Source organism: Casimicrobium huifangae, from assembly GCF_009746125.1.
GTDB classification, from domain to species: Bacteria; Pseudomonadota; Gammaproteobacteria; order Burkholderiales; family Casimicrobiaceae; genus Casimicrobium; species Casimicrobium huifangae.
Window position 1 is genome coordinate 1,146,990 of the sequence record NZ_CP041352.1, and the last position, 21,559, is coordinate 1,168,548.

Annotated in this window: 21 protein-coding genes; 4 read left to right on the forward strand and 17 right to left on the reverse strand. The window is 63.2% G+C overall.

Annotated features, from left to right (window positions below):
• Positions 1 to 21 precede the first annotated feature (21 nt).
• The 6 genes from FKL89_RS05335 to argG all read right to left on the reverse strand — a co-directional run bounded on the left by FKL89_RS05335 (position 22) and on the right by argG (position 7,231).
• Positions 22 to 720 carry an ABC transporter ATP-binding protein gene (locus FKL89_RS05335; protein ID WP_156861783.1) on the reverse strand — a complete coding sequence of 233 codons (699 nt, stop codon included), beginning with the start codon at positions 718 to 720 and terminating at the stop codon, positions 22 to 24.
• Positions 717 to 1,937 carry an ABC transporter permease gene (locus tag FKL89_RS05340; RefSeq protein ID WP_156861784.1) on the reverse strand — a complete coding sequence of 407 codons (1,221 nt, stop codon included), beginning with the start codon at positions 1,935 to 1,937 and terminating at the stop codon, positions 717 to 719. The genes FKL89_RS05335 and FKL89_RS05340 overlap by 4 nt, the downstream gene beginning before the upstream one ends.
• A 39-nt stretch (positions 1,938 to 1,976) precedes the next feature.
• Positions 1,977 to 3,242 (reverse strand): efflux RND transporter periplasmic adaptor subunit, encoded by a 1,266-nt coding sequence (locus FKL89_RS05345; protein WP_156861785.1) that lies wholly within the window; start codon positions 3,240 to 3,242, stop codon positions 1,977 to 1,979.
• Positions 3,243 to 3,322: 80 nt separating this feature from the next.
• A complete protein-coding gene (locus FKL89_RS05350; protein WP_238363494.1) occupies positions 3,323 to 3,598 on the reverse strand; it encodes a KTSC domain-containing protein in 276 nt (91 codons plus the stop codon).
• 220 nt (positions 3,599 to 3,818) lie between these two features.
• Positions 3,819 to 5,867, reverse strand: coding sequence for a spherulation-specific family 4 protein (locus tag FKL89_RS05355; protein WP_156861787.1), 2,049 nt, complete (start codon positions 5,865 to 5,867; stop codon positions 3,819 to 3,821).
• Positions 5,868 to 5,887: 20 nt separating this feature from the next.
• Complete coding sequence (gene argG, locus FKL89_RS05360; RefSeq protein WP_156861788.1) at positions 5,888 to 7,231, reverse strand: argininosuccinate synthase; 1,344 nt, start codon at positions 7,229 to 7,231, stop codon at positions 5,888 to 5,890.
• Between the two features lie 114 nt (positions 7,232 to 7,345).
• Between argG and FKL89_RS05365 the strand changes: the two genes are divergently transcribed.
• Complete coding sequence (locus FKL89_RS05365) at positions 7,346 to 8,608, forward strand: OmpA family protein (RefSeq protein WP_156861789.1); 1,263 nt, start codon at positions 7,346 to 7,348, stop codon at positions 8,606 to 8,608.
• A 169-nt stretch (positions 8,609 to 8,777) separates the two neighbouring features.
• On the opposite strand, the gene FKL89_RS05370 is transcribed toward FKL89_RS05365, so the two are convergent.
• Together FKL89_RS05370 and FKL89_RS05375 are read right to left on the reverse strand one after the other, a co-directional pair.
• Positions 8,778 to 9,788 carry a fasciclin domain-containing protein gene (locus tag FKL89_RS05370; protein WP_156861790.1) on the reverse strand — a complete coding sequence of 337 codons (1,011 nt, stop codon included), beginning with the start codon at positions 9,786 to 9,788 and terminating at the stop codon, positions 8,778 to 8,780.
• A gap of 146 nt (positions 9,789 to 9,934) precedes the next feature.
• Positions 9,935 to 10,366, reverse strand: a complete 432-nt coding sequence (locus FKL89_RS05375) for a fasciclin domain-containing protein (protein ID WP_420361142.1) — start codon at positions 10,364 to 10,366, stop codon at positions 9,935 to 9,937.
• Between the two features lie 170 nt (positions 10,367 to 10,536).
• On the opposite strand from FKL89_RS05375, the gene FKL89_RS05380 reads away from it, so the two are divergent.
• Both FKL89_RS05380 and FKL89_RS05385 read left to right on the forward strand, forming a co-directional pair.
• The gene (locus FKL89_RS05380; RefSeq protein WP_162527399.1) at positions 10,537 to 11,133 is read left to right on the forward strand and encodes a TetR/AcrR family transcriptional regulator; all 597 of its coding nucleotides are present in this window, start codon (positions 10,537 to 10,539) and stop codon (positions 11,131 to 11,133) included.
• A 24-nt stretch (positions 11,134 to 11,157) separates the two neighbouring features.
• A complete protein-coding gene (locus tag FKL89_RS05385; protein WP_337786226.1) occupies positions 11,158 to 11,490 on the forward strand; it encodes a DUF6616 family protein in 333 nt (110 codons plus the stop codon).
• A gap of 164 nt (positions 11,491 to 11,654) precedes the next feature.
• Here FKL89_RS05385 and FKL89_RS05390 read toward each other — a convergent pair whose 3' ends face one another.
• The 4 genes from FKL89_RS05390 to tyrS form a co-directional block, all read right to left on the reverse strand.
• The gene (locus FKL89_RS05390; RefSeq protein ID WP_156861793.1) at positions 11,655 to 12,974 is read right to left on the reverse strand and encodes a hypothetical protein; all 1,320 of its coding nucleotides are present in this window, start codon (positions 12,972 to 12,974) and stop codon (positions 11,655 to 11,657) included.
• A gap of 57 nt (positions 12,975 to 13,031) precedes the next feature.
• Positions 13,032 to 13,436, reverse strand: coding sequence for a VOC family protein (locus FKL89_RS05395; RefSeq protein ID WP_156861794.1), 405 nt, complete (start codon positions 13,434 to 13,436; stop codon positions 13,032 to 13,034).
• 173 nt (positions 13,437 to 13,609) lie between these two features.
• A complete protein-coding gene (locus tag FKL89_RS05400) occupies positions 13,610 to 14,986 on the reverse strand; it encodes an L-serine ammonia-lyase (RefSeq protein WP_156861795.1) in 1,377 nt (458 codons plus the stop codon).
• 18 nt (positions 14,987 to 15,004) lie between these two features.
• Entirely contained in the window at positions 15,005 to 16,228 is a 1,224-nt protein-coding gene (tyrS, locus tag FKL89_RS05405) for a tyrosine--tRNA ligase (RefSeq protein ID WP_156864560.1), read from the reverse strand.
• A gap of 81 nt (positions 16,229 to 16,309) precedes the next feature.
• Between tyrS and FKL89_RS05410 the strand changes: the two genes are divergently transcribed.
• The gene (locus FKL89_RS05410; RefSeq protein ID WP_156861796.1) at positions 16,310 to 17,389 is read left to right on the forward strand and encodes an anhydro-N-acetylmuramic acid kinase; all 1,080 of its coding nucleotides are present in this window, start codon (positions 16,310 to 16,312) and stop codon (positions 17,387 to 17,389) included.
• Positions 17,390 to 17,422: 33 nt separating this feature from the next.
• Here FKL89_RS05410 and FKL89_RS05415 read toward each other — a convergent pair whose 3' ends face one another.
• The 5 genes from FKL89_RS05415 to argC form a co-directional block, all read right to left on the reverse strand.
• Positions 17,423 to 18,238 carry a phosphate/phosphite/phosphonate ABC transporter substrate-binding protein gene (locus FKL89_RS05415; protein WP_156861797.1) on the reverse strand — a complete coding sequence of 272 codons (816 nt, stop codon included), beginning with the start codon at positions 18,236 to 18,238 and terminating at the stop codon, positions 17,423 to 17,425.
• A gap of 271 nt (positions 18,239 to 18,509) precedes the next feature.
• Complete coding sequence (gene erpA / locus FKL89_RS05420) at positions 18,510 to 18,860, reverse strand: iron-sulfur cluster insertion protein ErpA (RefSeq protein ID WP_156861798.1); 351 nt, start codon at positions 18,858 to 18,860, stop codon at positions 18,510 to 18,512.
• 153 nt (positions 18,861 to 19,013) lie between these two features.
• Entirely contained in the window at positions 19,014 to 19,493 is a 480-nt protein-coding gene (locus FKL89_RS05425; RefSeq protein WP_156861799.1) for a bactofilin family protein, read from the reverse strand.
• A gap of 67 nt (positions 19,494 to 19,560) precedes the next feature.
• Positions 19,561 to 20,322 (reverse strand): DUF6776 family protein, encoded by a 762-nt coding sequence (locus FKL89_RS05430; RefSeq protein ID WP_156861800.1) that lies wholly within the window; start codon positions 20,320 to 20,322, stop codon positions 19,561 to 19,563.
• 47 nt (positions 20,323 to 20,369) lie between these two features.
• Complete coding sequence (gene argC, locus FKL89_RS05435; RefSeq protein ID WP_156861801.1) at positions 20,370 to 21,431, reverse strand: N-acetyl-gamma-glutamyl-phosphate reductase; 1,062 nt, start codon at positions 21,429 to 21,431, stop codon at positions 20,370 to 20,372.
• Between the last annotated feature and the right edge of the window lie 128 nt (positions 21,432 to 21,559).

The window sequence follows — 21,559 nt, forward strand, 5'->3', positions numbered from 1 at the left end:
CGCTGTGGCGCCAAATCGGCGCTAGCGCTCGTCGGCAACGATCTGGCCGTCGGCCAGCGTCACCCGTCGGTCGCAGGTGGCGGCCAGCCGCGGGTCGTGGGTGACAATCAGGAACGAGGTGCCGAAGTCGCGGTTGAAGGTGCGCAACATGGCGAAGATGTCGGCGGCGGTCCTGGTGTCGAGGTTGCCGGTAGGCTCGTCGGCGAGCACCAGTGCCGGGCGGATGGACAGCGCCCGGGCAATGGCAACCCGCTGCTGCATGCCGCCGGAGAGCTCCGCCGGTTTCTTGTTTTCGGCGCCGCGCAGGCCGACCGACTCCAGCAGTTGCAGGGCCTCGCGGCGCAATGCCTCGGTGATGCGGTTGCCGGCGATGACCTGCGGCATCAGCACGTTCTCAAGCGCGGAAAAGGCAGGCAACAGGTGATGAAACTGGAACACGAAGCCGAGCGTCTGTGAGCGCAGGCGGGTCAGCGTGTCGTCATCCCGGTAGCTCACCAAATTCCCCGCAATTTCCACCTCGCCGGACGTCGGCGCTTCCAGCAGCCCGATGGTATTGAGCAGGGTGCTCTTGCCAGAGCCGGACGGCCCGATCAGCGCGGTGAACTCGCCAGCGGCGACGGTCAGGTTGATGCCGTGCAGGATCTCCGCTTCGACCGGCGTGCCGATGTTGTAGGACTTTCTGATTGCGGTGAGCCGCAGCACGTCGCCAGCGTTGTTCATGCGCGCATCGCCAGTGCCGGGTCGAGCCGCGCTGCGCGCCGCGCTGGCGCAATTGCTGCCAGCATGCCGCAGAGTGTGGCGGTGATGCAAGCGTAGGCCAGGAGCGGGCCAGTGAGCGCAATCGGGAACAGCGGGTTGCCATCGGCGCCACGGACGAAATGGCTGAAGCCGAAGATCAGCACCGCCGACAGGCCGGCCCCCAGCATCGAACCAAACAGCCCAACTAGACCACCCTGCAGCAGGAACACCCGCAGCATCTGCCCGCGTGACGCGCCCATCGCGCGCAGGATGCCAATTTCCCGTGTTTTCTGGACAACGGCAACGACCAGTACGCTGGCGATGCCGAGCATGACCACGATTGATACGAAGATGCGAATCATGCCGGTCGCCATCGTCTGCGCATTCAGCGCGGAGAGCAACTGGTTGTTGGTGAGCATCCAGCTCTCCACGGTGAGCGGTGCGACGCGGGCCACGCGGTCGGCGACGGTGTTGGCAGCAAAAACGTCCTGTACGCGCAGGTCGATTGAGGTCACGCCGCCAGGGAGCCCGAGAAAATTCTGCGCCACGTGCAGCGGCAGGTAGACGGAACGCCGGCTCAGGTCGCGGTTGCCGGGGTCAATCATGCCGACGATCTGAAGGCGCTCCCCGGCGCTGCCCGCTGTGCCATCCGTGATGGTGATGCGGTCACCGATGTCGGCGCCGAGGTCGCGGGCCAATTCAAGCCCCACCAGCACATCACCGGGCTCCAGCCGCAGGTTGCCCGCCGCAAGCTTGTCGCGCAGATCGACGATGCGGTCGTAGCGCGCGAGATCAACGCCAAACACCGTGACTGCGTTGCGGCCCTCGCCGCGCAGCGCAATGGCCGGGCCGGACGCCATCGGCGACGCCGCCACGACGCCAGGCACCGCTTCAAAGGCCGTCATCACCTGCTGCCAGTTGTCGATCGAGCGGATCTTGCGCGGCGCTGTTTGCACCAGCGCGATGCTGGCCTCGCCGGCGTCGATCTGCACCCGTGCTGCCGGCTCCACTGGTTTGGCCACGATGTGCGCCTGCGCGCCCAGCGTGCGGCGGATGGTGTTGGACTGCAGGCCGGTGACCAGCGCCGAGATGAACACCACCACGGCCACACCGACCATCACACCACCGACGATCAACGCCGACTGGGCACGCCCCTCGCGCAGGAAGCGCAGTGCAATCTGCAGTTCAAAGCGCATCATGGTGCGAACTTCGGGCCAGTTGCGGTGCTCACAGCCGCGCTACATCGGCAGTTCGACGTTGCGGGGCCGTGTTGGCGCAACCGGGGCCACACCCCGCACCCGCTGGCCTGCACGAATGCGGTCGTCCAGCAAGACGAGGTCGCCCGCCTTCAGTCCATCGAGAATTTCGGCGCGTTGCAGCGAGCGCACGCCCACCTTGACCGCCCGCTCTTCGGCCGCCCCGTGGTTGCCGTCAGCGATGGTGAGCACCACCTGCTGTCCGCTCGCCTCGCGGATCGCGCCGGCCGGGATGCTCAGCGTGTTCGCCTTGCGTGCCACCACCACTTCCGCCGACACCGTCATGTCATCGCGCAAAAAGGCCGGCGGCTTGTCCACGCGCAACCGCGCCTCCACCGTACCGCGCGTAACGTCCACCGACGGCGCCAGATAGATCAGCTCGGCGTCGAATTTCTGCGTCGGGAAGGCGTCGGCAGACGCCACCGCGCGCATGCCCTCGCGCAGCAGACTCAGGTTCTTTTCGTCGATTTGCCCGATCAGGCGGGTCTCGCCGCTGGTGGCCAGCGTGAGCAGCTTTTTGCCCGGCTGCGCCACGTCACCCGCCTCGACGCTGCGGAAGATGATGCGGCCGTCAGCGGGCGCCACGATGCGGCTTTGTTCCAGTTTGGCGCGCACAATCTGCAGCGCACCTTGCGCCTCACGCACGCGCGCCTCGCTGGCGGCCGCTTCGGCGCCGCCGCGGGTGTTGGCACCGGCCTGTGCGACCGCCTGCTGGTAGGCAGCGCGGGCGCTGACGAGGGCGCGCTCGGCGTCCTGCAGCCGCGCGTCGCCGATGAAACCCTTGCCATGCAGCGCGCGATTGCGCTCCAGTTCGCTTTGCGCAAAATCGAGATTGGCCTTGCCTTGCGCGACGGCCTGGGCGGCAACCGGGGCGGCCAGATCAAACTGCGACTTCAGCCGCGCCTCGGCGGTGGCGAGCGCGGCCTGCGCCTGTTGTGCCTGCGCGCGCAGGTCGCTGTCGTCGAGCGCGATCAGCAATTGCCCAGCCTTGACGGCGTCCCCCTCGCGGACCTGTATGCGCTCCACGCGGGCGGTCAGCGTGCTCGAGATGTCCGTGCGGGCGACACTTGCGACCCGCGCGGAAAACACCAGCGAATGCTGGATCGGGCCAGCGGTGACGGTGGCCACTTCAACGGCGGTACCGCGCCACCACGAGGCGGTTGCTACCGCAGCGCCGGCGGCGAGCACGCCCAGCGCAAGGACGCTGCTGCGAGGTCGGGTTGTACCGGTTTTTTGCCACCAAGCCATGCTGAATTCCGTCGGCCCGTCATGACGCTGCCAACGATGCGGGAGAACCAAGAAGGCGCTAGCTTAACGGGCGGCGCTCATTAGTCGTTTGATTTGCCGCCAAAAAGCGCGTCAAAGTCGGCGGCGGCGTTGGTCTTGCTGACCTTGCCGATTCGCTTGCCGGAGAACGCTTCCTCGATCTTGTCTTCGAAAAAACTGTTCGGCGAGGGAGACGCCATCAGCTGCCGGAACAGTTCGGGCGATACCGCCTTGTATTCCCACACATCACCGTTGGCAAACTCGATCTCCATTATGCGCTGGCGTTCGTCGTAGCCGGCGGCGCGGAGCTTGGACGATTTCAGAGGTTTGCGATCCATGCCGCGATTATGCTGCGCCGGCCAAAGTGCTGCGGGTGGCAGCAGACTGGGGCGCAGAAAACCCATCAGCTTCTCTGTAGAAACCCATACGGCACTGGGCTCAGACTGCGAAATAGTCAAAAGTCGACATGGCGTACTTTACTGAGTCGAGCCCAATTCGGACGTCATTTGAGCAAAAAGCTGATGGGCTGAAAGCTCGCCGCGTCCCTCGTACCCCAAGCTACAAATTGCACCTTGCGCTGCCCGCGTCATTGAGCGTCGAGCCCGCGGCAGCGATGGTTTGCCACGTGTATTCGCCCGGGCGCAGGTCAAAGCGCACCAGGCCAAACTGCCCGCTGGTGCGGACGGCGCTGTTGGGTTCGGGCACTGACCGGAAGCCGTAGCTGGCAGCGCCACCGGTACCAATTGCAAATGCACGAATTCCACGTGCGTCGGGCAACTGGGCAGGGGTTTGCGGCGCGAAGCGCTCATAGACGTGATCGTGCCCGTTGAGCACGAGATCAACCCGAAACTCATATAGCGCGTCCCAGATCGCCGCCGAGAGCGGGTCGCTGCCGTGTCCATCGGACGAGGAAAAGCGAGGGTGATGCCAGTACGCCAGTTTGCAGCGCTTGCCGGCATTGGCCAGCAAATCGGCCCGCAGCCAGGCCTCTTGGGCAGAGCCGGCGGTCATCGGCAGATTGCTGTTCAGGGCGATCAGGTGCCAGTCGCCGAAATCCGTGCTGTAGTAGCCCCGAGCGGGATCACCCGCGCGGCTGCCGAAGTAGGCGTAGTAAGGTGCCGCGCTGGCAGTCACATATTCGTGGTTACCAGGTACCGGGTACGACGCCGCTTTTAGCGCTCCACCCCAGATCGGGTCGTAACACTGCGCGAACTCCGTTGCCGTGCCGCTGTAGTAAGCGAGATCGCCCAACAGCAACAGCGGAACGCCCGGGCCCAGCGCCGCTGCGGCGGCCGCGACGGCCGACGACGCTGGGCTCGCCGGCGGCGTACCGCTGCACTGCGCCAGATCGCCTACTGCGGCGACCGTGACCGTGGGCGGTGTGGCAGGCCGGTTGGCGGGAAATCTTGTGGCGCAGGTGGCGTTCACATACATGCGCAGCGACGGCCACGCGCGGCGGAGGGCCCCGTTCGCCAGCGCCTGCGCGGGCACGCTGGCGCCGGTCATGCCCTGCATCATGCGTAGCAGCAGCACGCCGTCGGCGCCAGCGCCCACAGTGCCATTACGATCAACGTCCAGCGTGCTGTTGGCAATCATGGTGGCAACCAGCGCAACGATGGCGGCGGGATCGGTACGCGCCGCGCCGCTGGCAAGCGCATTCGCCGTCAGCGCCGGGCCGCGGATGCCCAGCAGCGCGCGCAACAGCAGCAGGCCGTCGGTGCCGGCGATCACATTGCCATCGCCGTCGAGATCGAGGGTGCAAACGGGATCAGGATGGTTCGCGTTGTGGTCGCGAACGGCCTGTGCCAGCGAGTTGAAGTAGGGCGGCAATGTGTCCCACGGGTTGTCGAGCACATCGCTGGTGACAAACACATAGCGGGCGTTACGGCTGGCCGCAAGTCCAACCGCCTGTGCTGCGGTCGCGGCCGACGGCTCGCTGTGGATCAGATGCGCGAACGCTGCGGCGGGGTAGTCGGCCTGCCACGCGGCGGGCGAATGAGTCGCATAACCGGCGCCATTCTCAAACACCACCAGCGTATCGGCTGTTGGTCCGCCCGGATCGGCAAAGTAATCCGCCACCGTCTCGCTGCCCGGATTGCCGACCACCAGCCAGTCGCGGGCAAAGCCGTTAACGCCTTTGAGGCCGGCATAAATCTGCTGGTAGTAGGCCAGGGTGGCTGGGGCAGCGCTGGCCGTAGTGTTGGTGAATTCGTCGAGGAATACGCCGTCGACCGAATACCAGAGCTTGTAGCGGGCAGCACAGTTGAGTACGTCAGTGGCGGTGTAAGTGCTTCCGACGGCGGGCTGACAGGTGGAGGTGGGGCTGACGGACGAACCGCCATAGCCGGTGGGCACGTATCCCAGCACCTTGCCGCCAGCAGCTCGCAGGGCGTTCACTGCGGCAACGTAGTCGCTATTGGGCGCGAGACCGGGGCCGCTGCCCGGATTCATGATCGCAGTGACCGGCGCGCCAGATTGCGCCGCCGCGACGAGCGTGTTCCACGCGCTGCCGCTGGCGCTTGGATAGAAATACGCCGGAACCAGCAGATCCACAGCGCCGTGGCTCGCAGTGCTTACCATCAGGGTGAGCAAAGCGAAAAGCTTCACGGCTGTGGAGCGTCGCCAGTCTAGAGGTTACTGCCGCCCTTGCTTTCCAGCAGCTTCGCCTCGCCCGAACCATCCGCCAGCATTCCCGCCTTGGCGTAAACGCCCAGCTTGTCGCGCGAATCCGTAATGTCGAGGTTACGCATAGTCAGTTGTCCGATGCGGTCGGCCGGCGAGAATGCCTCGTCCTCGACGCGCTCCATCGAGAGGCGCTCCGGGTGATAGGTCGCGTTCGGGCTTTGCGTGTCAAGCAGCGTGTAGTCGTCGCCGCGGCGCAACTCGATCCATACTTCGCCGGTGACGGCGCGGCCGACCCACTTTTGCAGCGTGTCGCGCAGCATCAGGCTTTGCGGGTCGAACCAGCGGCCTTCGTAGAGCAGGCGACCGAGGCGACGGCCCATCGTGCGGTAATTCTCGATGGTGCCTTCGTTGTGGATCGCCGAGATCAGGCGTTCGTAGGCGATGTAGAGCAACGCCATGCCGGGACCTTCGTAGACGCCGCGGCTCTTGGCCTCGATGATGCGGTTCTCGATCTGGTCCGAGATGCCGAGTCCGTGGCGGCCGCCGATCTTGTTCGCCTCCAGCACCAGATCAACCGGGCTCGCGAAGGTCTTGCCATTGATTGCGACTGGGAAGCCATCCTCGAAGCGGATGCTCACTTCTTCCGGCGCAATCTGCACCGACTGGTCCCAGTGCTTGACTGACATGATCGGGTTGACGATGCGCAGGCCTTTGTTGAGGAACTCGAGGTCCTTCGCTTCATGCGTCGCGCCCCAGATGTTGCTGTCGGTCGAGTAAGCCTTCTCGACGCTCATCTTGTAGTTGTGGCCCTTGGCGTTGAGCCATTCGCTCATTTCCTTGCGACCACCGAGTTCCTTGACGAAGGTCTGGTCGAGCCAGGGCTTGTAGATTTTCAGCGACGGATTGGCCATCAGGCCATAGCGGTAGAAGCGCTCGATGTCGTTGCCTTTATAGGTCGAGCCGTCACCCCAGATGTTGACACTGTCTTCCTGCATCGCCTTCACCAGTACAGTGCCGGTGACCGCGCGGCCCAGCGGCGTGCTGTTGAAGTAAGTCTTGCCGGCGGAGGTAATGTGGAACGCGCCGCATTGCAACGCTACCAGCCCCTCATGCACCAGCGCCTCACGGCAATCGACCAGGCGCGCGTTCTCGGCGCCGTAGGCCATCGCCTTCTTCGGGATGTCGTCGTAGTTTTCTTCGTCGGGCTGCGCCAGGTTGGCGGTGTAGGCGTAAGGGATGGCGCCCTTGTGGCGCATCCAGGCCAGCGCGGCCGAGGTGTCGAGACCACCGGAAAAGGCAATGCCGACCTTCTGGCCGACCGGGAGGGAGAGGAGGATTTTGCTCATATTAATTGAAATTTTAGCGGGGCCGCATGGGACGGTGCTTTCAGGCCACGCCAACAGCAATCGTGGCCCTTGAGGCGCTAGACTTTGCGCCTTTCCACCCGGCCCGAGACGCCCATGACCGCATCGACCGTAGTTGCCCGTCTGTTTGCTGCTGCCACAGTGGCAGTGGCCGCGCTGGCCCACGCCGATCTTGGCTTTCCTGACTATGTGAAGTTGCCGCCGCAGATCACCGTCAACCCCGACCAGCGTCTGATCAAGGAGGAGCTGGCTGATGCGGAATTCGAATCCACCAAAGCCGGCGCTCCGAAAGTCACGAAGCGCGGCGTGCATTACTTCCGCTGGTACTTCTACAAACCGGCCGCTGGCGAGCAGAAGCCCGGCTTCTACAACGGCACCGAGGAGCGCATCTATAAGGCGGTGTCGGGCGCACTCGCGCCAGCGGGCTGGCAGAACGTGTACTTGGCGGAGAGCAAGGACACCGCCGTCTGGCGCACGGCGCGTGATGGCAAGGACCTGTGGCTGCGTATGTCGGCCGATGGACCGCAGGCGCAGGTGAGCTTTGAGCTGATTGAGGTTGGCGGCAGCGCCAACACCCTGGTGCACAACCCGCCCGCCACGAAGCCGGAAGTCTTTACTGACCGCGATCCGATTCCTTATCTGACGGCATGGCCCGGATCCACGCTCAAGGCGGCGGGCCGTTCGCCGGATTCGCTGGATGTCACCATCGCCTTCAAAGCCGGCAACGAGGCACCGGTCGCCGGGCAATCAACCGTTTACCGCCACTATCAGGGGCCGTCCAACCTCTCGGCGCTGCAATTCACCCGCGACAATCGCGAGGCATTGGTCAAGGCGGGCTGGACGGTCCTCTATCCGGCGGAGACCGACAGTGCAGGCGGCACCATCGTCGCCCGCTACCTCAAGAATGGCCGCGATATCTGGGCGCGGCTCGACTACGAGTACGGCGCGTCGTTATCGTATTCCGTTGCCGACACAGCCAGCGACGACTGGGCCGCCAAGCTCAACAAGGATTGTCGCCTGCCGCTGTATGGCGTGACGTTCGACTTCAACAAGGCCACCATCAAACCCGAGTCGGAGGTGGTGCTCGCGCGCGCCGCAGCCGTGCTCAAGCAGGCGACAGGCTTCGCGGTCGAGGTGCAGGGGCATACCGACAACGTCGGCGGTGATGACTACAACCAGAAACTCTCCGAAGCCCGCGCCGCCAGTGTGAAGCAATGGCTGGGCAGCCACGGTGCTGACGCTGCGCGGCTCAGCAGCAAGGGCTACGGCAAAACGCAACCGGTGGCAGACAACGGCAGCGACTTTGGCCGCGCCAAGAACCGGCGGGTCGAGCTGGTCAAGGCAGGTTGTCGCAACTAGCCAAAACGCAGGGGCCGGGCACCTGAGGCGCTGCGGTCCTCTTGTTGCGAAGACAGCGGTGCGCGTCTTGACGGCAGCGAACAGGTGATGGTTGGCTGCAGTGTGGTGTGAGGCGGCATTCAGCCGCCTCTTGCAGACCAGGCTGTTGCTGCGTCCTTGCAGCGGCCAATCACTGCGGCGGCAGGATGACCTTGTCGATGACGTGAATCACGCCGTTGCTGGCGAGCACATCAGTGGCCGTGATATTGGCAACGCGGTTGCGCCCATCGGTAATGGTGACGCCGCTGGTCGGCGCCTGAATGACGAAGGTTCGTCCTTGTACCGTCGTTATTGGCGTGTTGACGGCAATCTCTGCCTTCAGCACGCGGGCGGCGACAACGTGATAAGTCAGGACGGCACGCAGCAGAGCTTTGTTCTCGGGCACCAGCAAAGCAGTCGCTGTTGCAGCGGCATTGCCGGTGAGCTCTCGGGCAAGCGCGTCAAACGCCGCGTTGGTGGGGGCGAATACGGTAAACGGCCCCGTTCCAGACAAGGTGTTGACCAGATCGTTGTCATTGCTGGCAAATTGCAGCGCGGCAACCAGACTGGAGAATTCCGGCGCCGAAGCAATCGCAGTCTGCACCACAGTCTTGTCGGCAGGCAGGAGCACACCGTCGACAAGGTGCACCACGCCGTTGCTTGCCGCGATGTCTGTGGTTGTGATGTTGCTCTTGCGGTTGCGCCCATCAGTGATGACCGGCTTGCCGCTGACCTGGTCAATCTTGAAGTACCCACCACCTGCCGGCGTGATCGCTTTGCCGAAAGGGATCGCTGTCGAGCCTACGACCGAGGTCAGCACGTGATACTGCAACACGGACCTGATCATTGGCTTGTTCGCGGGCACCAGAATGTCGGCGACACGGGCATTGGCATTGCCGGTCAGTGATCGGGCGAGGGCGTCGAAGGCGGCGTTGGTCGGCGCGAAGACCGTGAGCGTGCCGGAGGCTCCGAACAAGTTGACCAAGTCATTGTTGTCGCTGGCAAACTGAACTGCGGCTACCAGCGACGACAAGTCCGGCGTCGCCTGTGCGGTGGCAAGGATGGGTACCGGGGCGGGGGTGGCAGGTGGGTGGTCATCGCTGCCGCAGGCAGTGAGCAGCAGCAAGGGCGCGAGGCCAGCGAGATAGCGCAATATTTTCATGGCAGCTCCGATAGTGAATGACGGTTGGATCGGGTGGGTCATCCAGGCGCGCGGCAACATAGTCGCAGCGCTGCGGCTGGGTGCCGTGGATGGGATGGCACACACGGCCAGGGGGTAAGACCGTGTGTGCCCTGTGCGGCGCAGGACTACTTCGGCATCAAAACGGTGTCGACGACATGAATCACACCGTTCGACGCGGCAACATCCGTTGCTGTCACTTTGGCGTCGTTGACGGCGACACCGCCGGCACCAGCGGTGATGTTGATCGACTGCCCATTGACCGTGGGCACGGCGCCAGTTTTGACGTCCTTTGCCATCACCTGACCGGAGACGACGTGGTAAGTCAGGATCGACTTCAGTTTCGGCACATCCTTCAGCAGCGCGTCAACCGTGCCCGGTGGCAGCTTGGCGAAGGCCGCGTCGGTCGGTGCAAATACCGTGTAGGGTCCCTTGCCGGACAATGTCTCGGCGAGGCCGGCGGCTTTGACGGCTGCCACCAGCGTATTGAAATTGCCGTTACCGGCCGCGACGTCAACGATCGTGCCCGCGGCCATTGCACCGCTGGACAGCAGCGACATTGCGGCAGCGCCGAGCGAATAGCGCATTGCTTTCATCAACATTTTGAGGACTCCTTGGCTAGTGGATAGGTTAAACACGCTGCGGTCTGTTGTAGACTAAAGCGTCGCAAACGACCTGTTTGGTCGCAATGTGAACTCAGTAGTTCAAATTATTACCAGAAAGTTCAATCTTGGCAACTCCTTATCGTCTGCGTCAGCTCGAATTGCGCGAGGAGGCCATCCTCAATGCCGCGCATCAACTGCTCGGCCGCCTCGGTTACGAGGAAATGACGATGGATGTGGTGGCGGCCGAAGTCGGTATTGCCAAGGCGAGTCTTTACAAGCACTTTCCGTCGAAGGAGAAGCTGGCGGCGCGAACGATGACGCGACTGTTTGACCGCACGATCGCGCGCCTGCATGAGCTTGACCCGGCGCTGCGCGCGGGCGACAAGTTGCGCCAGATGCTTGACTGGGTGCTGCGCGAGCGCCTGAAGGGGAGCATCCCACACCTGCCGGCTACCAACAGTGCTCTGGAGCAGGGGCTGATGACCGATCAGGACTATCTGGCGGCCTTGCTGACGCTGAACGCCGAGTTGTCGACGCTGGTCGAGCAGGGCAAGGCCGAAGGCGCTCTCGCGCTGGAGCTGCCCACCGACTATATCGTCACTGCGATTTACGCCCGTTCGTGCGACCCGACGCTTGAGTACATGCTTCGTGGCAACAGCTACTCGCCCGACGAGATTGTCACCCACATGGTGCGCGCCTTTTTCTCCGGCGTGCAACCGTAACCCTACTTTGTGAGGCAGGACCGTATGCAGGTTTTTATTGGCATGTGGAAACCCAGGAACAGCTGGCACGCACTGTCACAGGCGGAGCGCACCGCCTATCTCAGCAAGGTGACCGCGCTGACGCGGCTACGGCTTGGGCCCAAGGCGGAGTCGGTGGCGTGGGGTGAAAATAATCACGCTGCGACTGCGGAGCAGTGGAAGTACTTTTGCGTCTGGCGATTTGCCAATACCGACGTCGGCGACGCATATCTGCAGGTGCTGGCCGAGAACGGCTGGAATGACTACTTCGACACCGAGAGCCTGCGCGGTGAACCCAAGACCCCGTTCGACGTGATGACACGGCACGTGATGGTTTAGCAGCGCCGGCCTTTGTTTGCGCTGCGCGGGAACAAAGTGAGCTCCAGGTTCACGCGGAGCACACGATTAATGCGCGGCGCGGGCACAGCCGATTGGTACAGTTCGACCACCACGACCGCGGCCAATTGCGGTCAGGCTTGAGCAGTTTCGCCTTTCTCGAACAGTCAGGGCCGCGCTGACCACAGCGACCAGACGAAAAGCAGCGCGAAACCGATCAGGCCCAGTGCGAAGGCGCCGCCGATCAACCGACCAAGGGCTTGGCCGAGCAGGTTACGGCGCTGTTCTGCGGAGAGATCGCGCAGCGGCGGTTCGTCGCTGGCCATTGTCTCGGGGTCAAAGCTGACGCCGGGGATGCCCAGCACGCCGGCGAGCCACTGCGCGCGAGCAATCAGGGACGGTCCATCTTTGGGGTCGCTGCCGTCGATCGATTTGGTGGTGATGGGCAACGTCACGGCGCCACGTGCTGTGCGCACGGCCAATGCGTAGCGCAGTATCGTCGGTCCGCTCGTCATGCTGGCCGCCGTCTGAAAGCGGTCAATCTCGCTCGCGCGGATGCGGGCGACGTGCCAGCCCCAGAACAGGAAACGGGTGTCGACCACCAGTTCACCGCGTCTCGCCGTCCCGCGCATGCGCATCGCGAGCAGCGCGATACCGACGGCCATCAACACCAGTCCGCCCGCGATGAACGGCAGGCTGAACAGCGCCACGCCCAGCGCACCCCATGAGAAGTCCCGGCCCGAGGCGAGTGATCGGATCAGGCCGAAGTCGCCGGTATTGCGCAGCCAGAAGAACGCGAACACGATCAGGATGATGCCGAAGACGCGTAGCCCGGCCGACGACTCCTGCCATTGCCAACTGCCGGGGGCTATCTCGCGTGCGTTGGGTGGGGCTGCGGCTGCGGCTAAGGCGCGCGTTGTGGGCGTCGCAAAGCTGTCCAGAGCGTCAAGTGCAACAGTATCCCTGGACGGCCCCGATGCTTCAGGACTGCGCACAACCTCAATGATGCACTCAGCGGTTGAGTACTTGAGGCCGTCAACGTGGGCGCTGGCCTGCCAGCGCCAGCTGTTGCTGCTAGCCCGGGCGTTCGCCGGCAGGGTGATGCGTGCAGCGGCCTGGCGCAGGGCGGCATGCAGCGTGCCGGTCTGGGTCAAAGTCTGCCGTGTTGACCAGCCATCGTCGGCCTCGTCGAGATCGAGCTTGAATTGAACGTTACGTCCAGCGAACTCATCGCTCGCAATTTGCAAGGTCAGGGTCACTGTTTCGCCACCGGTCAACCGCGTCGGCGATGCGCTCAGCGTCATCTTGCCGGTCCGCCAGCGCTGGTAGTGGCCCGTGATGAGCGCCACGAGCAGACCAACCCCAATCAGTGCGAACAGGCTCACGAAGGCCACGGCATACCACGGTGTCGGGCTTTTGATCGTGACCCAGAGCATGGTGAAGCTGACGCTGCACCAGAAGATCGTGAATATCCAGAGAAAGATCACGCTACGCTTTTACGAGGCGATTGTGACGCCGTGAAGACGATTGCGGTCAAGCGGAGGTCATTCCGGCTGGTGGGTCACTGCCTCGATGTTGTTGCCATGCAGGTCGATCACAAAGGCCCCGTAGTAGTTCGGGTGGTAATGCGAGCGCAAACCGGGTTTGCCGTTGTCACGCGCGCCGTTGGCCATCGCTGCGGCGTAGAAAGCATCTACCGCAGCGCGATTCGGCGCTTTCCATGCCAGATGGCAGCCACGTGTCACAGGCTCACCGTACTCGGAGGCGCCCTGAATGAACCAGGTCGTCGTCTTGGTGCCTTCCGAGGTGTCGAAGCCCATGCCAAACATCTTCTGACCGTCAAATTCGAATTCGTGCAGCACCTTGTAGCCGAGCGGCGCGAGCGCAGCTTCGTACAGCTTGCGCGTGGCAGCGAGGTCGGTGACGCGGAAGGTCATGTGGTCAAGCATGGTTGACTTCTCCATTCAATGGCGCGAAAAGCGCTACATCAAAACAATCGCGGTGTTACTTGAATAATGCGTACAAACCCGCCAACACTGCGATGGCAATCCAGAACAACAACTCAAACGCCAGGCCTGCGAAAAATTTCGCGAGCCAAGGCAGCACACCATCCCACTTCAAGCTAGCACTCCACCTGCGCCAGCGCCAGCCCGCCCTGTGAAGTCTCTTTGTACTTCGCCTGCATGTCGGCACCGGTGCGGCGCATGGTGTCGATCGCCTGATCTAGCGAGATGCGGTGCGTGCCGTCGCCGCGCATCGCGAGCGAGGTAGCGCTGATCGCCTTCACTGCACCCATCGCGTTGCGTTCAATGCAGGGGATCTGCACCAGGCCGCCAATCGGGTCGCAGGTCATGCCAAGATGATGTTCAAGGGCAATTTCGGCGGCGTTCTCGATCTGCTCATTGCTGGCCCCGAATGCGGCAGCGAGACCGGCGGCGGCCATTGCTGCGGCAGATCCCACCTCGCCCTGACAGCCCACTTCGGCGCCGGAGATCGACGCATTCATCTTGCACAGCGCGCCCACGGCGGATGCGACGAGCAGGAAATCGTGCAAGCCTTCCGGCTCAACATCACAAAAATCACGTGCATAACGCAATACCGCCGGCACTACTCCAGCCGCGCCATTGGTAGGCGCGGTGACCACGCGACCACCGGCCGCGTTCTCTTCGTTCACTGCAATCGCGTACACGCTCACCCAGTCGAGCACCTTGTGTGGCGCTATTCGACGCTGCCCGCGCTCTACGGTCAGCTGATGGTGAATGTCCGGCGCGCGCCGCTTCACGTTGAGCCCGCCCGGCAATTCACCGCGTGTGACAATGCCACGGTCGATGCAGGTGAAGAAGGTGTCGATCACGCGGTCGAGGAAGCTAGTCGTTGCAGCCGTACCGCGCAGGGCATGCTCGTTGGCGCGCAGCAGATCCATCAGCGGCAACCGCTCGCGTTTGCCGTGCAGCAGCAGCTCGGCCATGCTCGCAAAGGGGTAAGGTACCGTCGCTTCACCGCCGCGCGGGCTGCCGACGAAGGCCTCGTCTTCGTCCACGATGAAGCCGCCGCCGATCGAATACAGCGTGCGTTCAGCAACAGGTTCAGCAGCGTTGTCACTGTAGGCGCGAAAGGTCATCGCGTTTGAATGCAGCGGCAGCAGGTCCTTCAGGTTGTAGCGGATGTCAAGCAGGGGCTGAAAGCGCACCGGCTGCTGCCCGAGTAGACTGATTGAATGCTCACGCGCAATCGTGGCGACGCGCGCCGGAATGCTCGCGGTATCCACTTCGTCCGGCAGCTCGCCGCAAAAGCCAAGCTGTATCGCAACGTCAGTGCCGTGCCCCTTCCCGGTGTGCGCCAGCGAGCCAAACAGTTCGACGCGAACGCGCGCAATCTGCGAGAGCATGCCGTCCGGCAGCTCCATCAGAAACCGCCGCGCTGCCCGCATCGGCCCCACCGTATGCGAGGACGATGGCCCGATGCCGATCTTGAACAGGTCTGTCAGCGAGATGTACATCTGAGCAGACCTCGGTGGTCAGGACAGCGTGACGCGTGCAAACTTGCGTTTGCCAGCCTGGATCACATAGGTCTTGCCCTTCGCGAGCTTGACGTGACGGTCTTCGATCACTTCACCGTCCACCTTGAAGCCGCGGCCTTCGATCAGGCGGCCCGCCTCACCGGTGCTGGCGACGAGGTCGGCCTGCTTCGCGATCTGCGTGGCGAGCATTCCGTCTTCGGCGCAATGGATAGTGACTTCCGGCATTTGCTCGGGTGCAGCGCCGGTCTTGCGCGCTTCGAACTCGGCAAAGGCACGGTCGGCATCGGCTTGCGACGAGAAGCGCGCGGCAATCTCGATGGCGAGCGCCACCTTGGCGTCGCGCGGATTCATCTGTTTGCTGTCGCACCTGGCCTTGACGGCTGCGATGTCCGCCACTGGTTTGAAAGAGAGCAGCTCGTAGTAGTTCCACATCAGCTCATCGCTGATCGACATCACCTTGCCGAAGATCTCGCTCGCCGGCTCGGTGAGGCCAATGTAGTTGTCTTTCGACTTGCTCATCTTCTCGACGCCGTCGAGGCCGACCAGCAGTGGCATGGTCAGGATGCATTGCTGCTCCTGCCCGTACTGTGCCTGCAGCGTGCGGCCCATCAGCAGGTTGAACTTCTGGTCGGTGCCACCGAGCTCGATATCAGCATGCAGGGCGACTGAGTCGTAGCCCTGCATCAACGGGTAAAGGAATTCGTGGATGGCGATCGGCACACCGTTCTTGAAGCGCTGCGTGAAATCCTCGCGCTCCATCATGCGGGCGACCGTGTAGCGTGACGCCAGCTTGATCATGCCGGCTGCGCCGAGCGGATCGCTCCATTCGCTGTTGTAGCGAATTTCGGTTTTTTCCGGATCAAGCACCTTGCTCGCCTGTGCGTGATAGGTCTTCGCGTTCTCGATGATCTGTTCGCGATCCAGTGGCGGGCGGGTGTCGTTGCGACCCGATGGATCGCCAATCAGCGAGGTGAAATCACCGACAAGAAAGATCACAGTGTGGCCGAGATCCTGAAACTGGCGCAGCTTGTTCAGCACCACGCTGTGGCCGAGGTGCAGGTCCGGGCGCGTGGGGTCGAGCCCCAGTTTGGCGCGCAGCGGCTTGCCGGTTGCCATGCTCTTTTTGATCTTGGCGAGCATTTCGGTTTCGACGAGCAGTTCGTCGCAACCGCGCTTCATGACGTCGAGTTGTTGCTGGGCGGAAAGATTGGCGAGGGACATGATGGACAGAATGGCGGCCGGCGCTTTCGGGCACCGCCTTGATACGATTGCCGCCATTTTCTCATTGTGCGAAAGCCGCCCATGCTGCTGAACGAGCGATACATCGGCCTGATGAGCGGCACCAGCGTGGACGGCGTCGATGCGGTGCTGGCCGATTTCGCCGACGGGCGGGTGCAGACGCTTGGTCACGTGCATGTGCCCTTCGCCCCGGCGTTGCGCGCGGCGCTGCAGGGGCTGATGCAATCGGGGGCCGACGAGATTGAGCGCGCCGGTGACGCGTCCGTCGCCTTGGCACGAGCCTACGCCGATGCCGTAAAGGCGCTGCTCGCTAGCACCCGCACGCAAACGCGCGATGTGGCCGCCATCGGTGCTCACGGCCAGACCATTCGTCATCGCCCGGAGCGCGGCTTTACCTGGCAGCTCAACCATCCGACGCTGTTGGTCGAGCTGACGGGAATTGCTGTGGTTGCCGACTTCCGCAGCCGTGATGTCGCGGCGGGCGGGCAAGGTGCGCCGCTGGTACCCGCGTTCCACGCCGCCGTGTTTCAGGATGACGAGCCACGCGCGGTGATCAATATTGGCGGCATTGCCAATGTGACGCTTCTGCCCGCGAAGGGATCACCGGAACCGGTGCGTGGCTTCGATACCGGGCCGGGGAACACGTTGCTGGATGCGTGGTGCGAGCGGCACACCGGCAGGCCCTACGACGCCAGCGGCCAGTGGGGCGCGACAGGCGAGGTGGATACCGCACTGCTGGTCGACTTGCTGGCCGATCCCTACTTCAGTCAGCCAGCACCCAAAAGCACCGGGCGTGAGCGATTCAATCTGGCGTGGCTCGACGCAGCACTGGCGCGTCGCCAGACGGTGCTGACCCCGGTTGACGTGCAGGCGACGCTGACAGCGCTGACCGCCCGCACCGTCGGCATGGCGATTGGTCAATTACCCGCGATGGTTTGCGGTGGCGGTGTGTTCAACGACGCATTGATGCGGCAATTGCCAGGCGCGCGGTCAACCGCAGCGCGGGGCGTTGACCCGATGCAGGTGGAGGCGCTCGCCTTCGCGTGGCTGGCGCGGCAGTGTTTTGCCAGCGCGCCGGGCAACCTGTCCATCGTCACCGGGGCGACCGGCCCTCGTGTACTGGGCGCCGTGTATCCGGCCTGACGGCGGTGAAGCCTTACGGCTCGCCGACGACCGTTACTTGGTGCCTTTCAGCCAGCCGTTCAGCATGCGCAGACGGGTTTCGCCGCCCTCGGTAAAGCCGGTGACGCCGAGCGACTTGAGCGCGCTGTCGCCCGCCGCACCTTCTTCGAAGTTGGTCAGCACTTTGGCGATGGCAGCGCGATCGCCGGCGGGCAGACCCAGCGAAGAAACCACCGGCATTGCCGGCTGTGGGCGGCCCTCGTAGATCACTTTGATGCCCTTGCCCTGCAGCGTTTCGCGGGCGCGGGAATTCGACGGAATGCAGCCGACGGCCGAGAGATTGTTCTCGACAGCGTAGACCACGGCAGCGTACTCGGAGTTGGCCCGCGCGGTGTACTGCTTGCCGATAAAGTCGCGCAGTTCAGCGGCGCAGACTTGGCCGTACATGGTCTCTGGCCGCGGCATCGAGATGGCAAAACCGCTGAGCGCTTTCAGGTTATCGACGGCGGCGCCCTTGCCAACAAAGAGGACGGTGACGTCCGGGCGGGCGGTGGCGATGAAGTTGTAGCCGAGCGCCGTCAGCGCCTTGGCGGCCAGATCGGCGGCGTTGGTCATGAACACGTCGGCCTGATTGCGCTCCATCCATTCGTAGACGCGCTGGCGGTCGCGGGTCAGGGCGATCTCGACGGGCCGGCTGAGCGCCGTCTCCAGCGCGCGCTTGAGCGCCGAGTAGCGCGCCAGGGGCGGCAGCGGCTCGCCTTCGGCGCCACTTTCCTCGTGGATGACCAGCTTGAGCGGCGCCGCGACCACGGACGCGAGCGGTGCCAGCAACAGCAGCAAGGCGCACAGCGGCACCATCAGTTTTTTCATATCACGCCCCCTGAATTTGATATTGATTACTAGCAAGACCTACGCCCGCGACAAGCATATTCTGAGGTCAGATCAGATACAACTTTTTATTGAAATGGCCGCTACAAAGGGCATGAGGCTCTATTTGACATGAAGTCGACTATTCCCTATTTGACCCCTCAAGCCCAATTGAATCAACAGTGTCGGAGAAAAGATATTGGCGTGGCGGACGTAAAAAAGGCGCCACGGGCGCCCTTTTTTGGGAGATCAACGAGCGTCGTCGCGAGGGCGCTCAGGCACTGAACGAATTGCCGCAGCCGCAGGTGGATGTGGCGTTCGGGTTCTTGATGACGAATTGGGCGCCTTCGAGACCGTCGGTATAGTCAATTTCAGCGCCAACCAGGTATTGGTAGCTCATGGCGTCGATCAGCAGTTTGACCTCGTTCTTCTCCATGATGGTGTCGTCTTCGTTGACGTCCTCATCGAAAGTGAAACCATACTGGAAGCCCGAGCAGCCGCCGCCGGTGACAAACACACGCAGCTTCAGGTTCGGGTTCTGCTCGTCGATGATCAGGTCGCGTACCTTGTTGGCGGCGGCATCGGTGAAGTTGATCGGGGCGGGCAGTTCGGTCATTGCATTCATGAATTACTCCTGGCGGGATGCGGCGCGGTGAACAGACAACGCTGCGGCGCACAAAGCCCGACTAATATGCTCAATTATCGGGGCGTTGGCGACGCAATTCAACCGCGCGAACGACAGGGCTTTGTCCGCCGGGTCACCGACCCGACAGTGCTGCTACTTTGCTTCCGCAGCTTTGCCCGAACCAGCCTTTGTGTCTGCCGCCTTGTTGGTGGCGGATGCGCCGGTCCCGGCGCCCGACAGGCGCTTGAGTTCCACAACATCGGCCGATCCGGTCTGGATGTGCAGCAGACGTCCTTCAATCACCGCGCCCACCTGCATTTCCAGCGTGCGGTAGCTGACGTCACCGGTAATTTTGGCGTTGGGCAGCAGCTCAAGATACTCAGTGGCGTGCACCGGGCCGTCGACGGTGCCGTCGATCACCACGTGTGACACCTTGATTTCGCCCTCGACACGGGCTTTTTCGCTGATGACCAGCGTTGACGGCTCGTCGCCGACGGAATGAATGTGGCCCTTGACGCAGCCATCGACGCGCAGGCCACCGGCGAAATTGACGTCGCCCTCAATGGTGGTCGCCGAACCGATCAGGCTGTCGATCTGCTTTTGCGGGACGTGAGCCTTTTTCTTGCCGAACATGATGGTTCTCCTCGGAATGGTTGACGGGCGACGCTCTCGTGCTTGCAGCCGACGTCATGCCGTCCGGTCAAAGTTGCAGCGACTGCTGCGCTTTCGGGGTGGCGCTGCCGGCAGGCACCACGCGCACCAACAGGGTTTTCAACTGCGCGTTGGCCGGTACCTTGATCAGTCCTTCGACGCGCTGATAAGTCTTGAAGTCCAGCCCGAGAGAGGGTACCAGATCGGCCTGTTCTTCTGGCAGGTTGAGGGTGACGCGTTTGTTGTTGTCAGTGATCAAGGTCGCCGTCATGCTCAGGCGGCCCTTGAACGCTGCCTCGGCGCTGCCCTGCACCACCAGCGCGCGGAAGCGATAGCTGTCGGCGGTCTCGCGCTCGGCCTGCAGGCGTTGCACGGCGAGCCCGTTCTTGCCGGCCGTGGCGCTGCCCAGCAGCTTCTCGAAGAAGGCGGTCTCTTCTTTGAGCTGGGTGTTCTCGGCCTGCAAGGCGACGATCTGCTTGGACAGCACATCGCGGGCACCGATTGCCATCTGCGATGAATTGGTCAATTCGATGTTGTCGCGCTTCAGCAGTTCGTTCTCGTTTTTCAGCGCACGCAGCTCGCTGGCGAGGCGGTCCTGCTCTTCCTTGACTTTGCCGACGTTGAAGCCGGCAAAGATGCGGCCCGCGTCAAAACCGCCGTAGAACAGCCCGGCCAGCACCAGCAGTGCCACGCCAATGATCGAGCCCTTGACTTTCCATGACCAGTGCGCGCGCACTGCGAGTTTCGGCGCAGAAATGCCGAAGCGTCGGCGCAGGCCGGAAACAATGCGGTCGGAGCGGGGCCAGGCCATGTCGTTGGCGGTGTGGCGTGTTGCGGTCGCTGGACGGCGGTGGCCGTTCAGGGCGACAGCGGCAGCGTTTGCAGGCCTGCGGTTTCCGGCAGCCCGAACATCAAGTTCATGCACTGCACGGCTTGTCCGGCGGCGCCCTTGACCAGATTGTCCTGGGCGACCAGCGCGACGACGGTATCGCCGCCCTGCGGCCGGTGCAGCGCGATGCGGAGCACGTTGCTGCCGCGCGTCGAGCGCGTGTCCGGGGTGCTGCCGAACGGCATCACATCGACGAAAGGCTCACCTTTGTAGGCGTCCTCGAACAAGGCCTGCAGCGCTTCGTTGCTGAGCGGCAGTCCTTTGCCGTTCAACTGCGCGTAGAGCGTCGAATGCATGCCGCGGATCATGGGCGTCAGGTGCGGGGTGAAGATCAAGCGCACCTTGTCGCCGGTCATCTCCTGCAGGCGCGCTTCAGTCTCTGGCTGGTGCCGGTGGCCGGAGACGTTGTAGGCCTTGAAGTTGTCGCTGGCCTCACTGAAGATGAGGTCCATGTCCGCCTTTTTGCCGGCGCCGGATACGCCCGACGCGCAGTCGGCGATCAGATGCGCGGTGTCGATGATGCCGGCCTTCAGCAGCGGGTAGTAGCCGAGCTGCATGGTGGTCGGGTAGCAACCGGGGTTGCCGACGATGCTGGCGTTGCGAATCGCGTCGCGATTCAGCTCGACGAGGCCATACGCTGCTTTCGCTGCGAGGTCCGGGCAACTGTGCGGAAGCTTGTACCACTTCTCAAAGACCGCGAGATCCTTGAAGCGGAAGTCAGCCGCGAGGTCGATGATCTTGACGCCTGCGGCGGTGAGCTTGGGGGCGTCGGCCATCGCCACGCCGTGCGGTGTCGCGTAGAAGACGACGTCACATGTGGTCAGGTCGGCGGTGGCGGTGTCGCTGAATACCAGATCGCAGCGGCCACGCAGGCTGGGGAACATGCTGTCGAGACGGGTGCCGGCGTCCTTGCGCGAGGTGATCATGGTCACTTTGGCGCTCGGGTGCAGGGTGAGCATGCGCAGCAGCTCGACACCGGTGTATCCGGTGCCGCCAACGATGCCGACTTTCACTTGTTTTTCAGCAGTCACGAGGGTGGTCCTTGATCAGGGGGCTCGGGAAAATCTTGTCTCAGACCGGCAACACTTCGGCCAGTCCACAAAGCACAAAGGCCGCGAGGATCGCTCGCAGCCTTTGCCGAATCGCTTGCGCGAGTACA

Bases quoted from the DNA above. Each gene is read 5' to 3' on its own strand.
- FKL89_RS05335 (WP_156861783.1), bottom strand. From the start codon at position 720: ATGAACAACGCTGGCGACGTGCTGCGGCTCACCGCAATCAGAAAGTCC.
- FKL89_RS05340 (WP_156861784.1), bottom strand. From the start codon at position 1,937: ATGATGCGCTTTGAACTGCAGATTGCACTGCGCTTCCTGCGCGAGGGG.
- FKL89_RS05345 (WP_156861785.1), bottom strand. From the start codon at position 3,242: ATGGCTTGGTGGCAAAAAACCGGTACAACCCGACCTCGCAGCAGCGTC.
- FKL89_RS05350 (WP_238363494.1), bottom strand. From the start codon at position 3,598: ATGGATCGCAAACCTCTGAAATCGTCCAAGCTCCGCGCCGCCGGCTAC.
- argG (WP_156861788.1), bottom strand. From the start codon at position 7,231: ATGAGCAAAATCCTCCTCTCCCTCCCGGTCGGCCAGAAGGTCGGCATT.
- FKL89_RS05365 (WP_156861789.1), top strand. From the start codon at position 7,346: ATGACCGCATCGACCGTAGTTGCCCGTCTGTTTGCTGCTGCCACAGTG.
- FKL89_RS05370 (WP_156861790.1), bottom strand. From the start codon at position 9,788: ATGAAAATATTGCGCTATCTCGCTGGCCTCGCGCCCTTGCTGCTGCTC.
- FKL89_RS05375 (WP_420361142.1), bottom strand. From the start codon at position 10,366: ATGTCGCTGCTGTCCAGCGGTGCAATGGCCGCGGGCACGATCGTTGAC.
- FKL89_RS05385 (WP_337786226.1), top strand. From the start codon at position 11,158: ATGCAGGTTTTTATTGGCATGTGGAAACCCAGGAACAGCTGGCACGCA.
- FKL89_RS05395 (WP_156861794.1), bottom strand. From the start codon at position 13,436: ATGCTTGACCACATGACCTTCCGCGTCACCGACCTCGCTGCCACGCGC.
- FKL89_RS05400 (WP_156861795.1), bottom strand. From the start codon at position 14,986: ATGTACATCTCGCTGACAGACCTGTTCAAGATCGGCATCGGGCCATCG.
- tyrS (WP_156864560.1), bottom strand. From the start codon at position 16,228: ATGTCCCTCGCCAATCTTTCCGCCCAGCAACAACTCGACGTCATGAAG.
- FKL89_RS05410 (WP_156861796.1), top strand. From the start codon at position 16,310: ATGCTGCTGAACGAGCGATACATCGGCCTGATGAGCGGCACCAGCGTG.
- FKL89_RS05415 (WP_156861797.1), bottom strand. From the start codon at position 18,238: ATGAAAAAACTGATGGTGCCGCTGTGCGCCTTGCTGCTGTTGCTGGCA.
- erpA (WP_156861798.1), bottom strand. From the start codon at position 18,860: ATGAATGCAATGACCGAACTGCCCGCCCCGATCAACTTCACCGATGCC.
- FKL89_RS05425 (WP_156861799.1), bottom strand. From the start codon at position 19,493: ATGTTCGGCAAGAAAAAGGCTCACGTCCCGCAAAAGCAGATCGACAGC.
- FKL89_RS05430 (WP_156861800.1), bottom strand. From the start codon at position 20,322: ATGGCCTGGCCCCGCTCCGACCGCATTGTTTCCGGCCTGCGCCGACGC.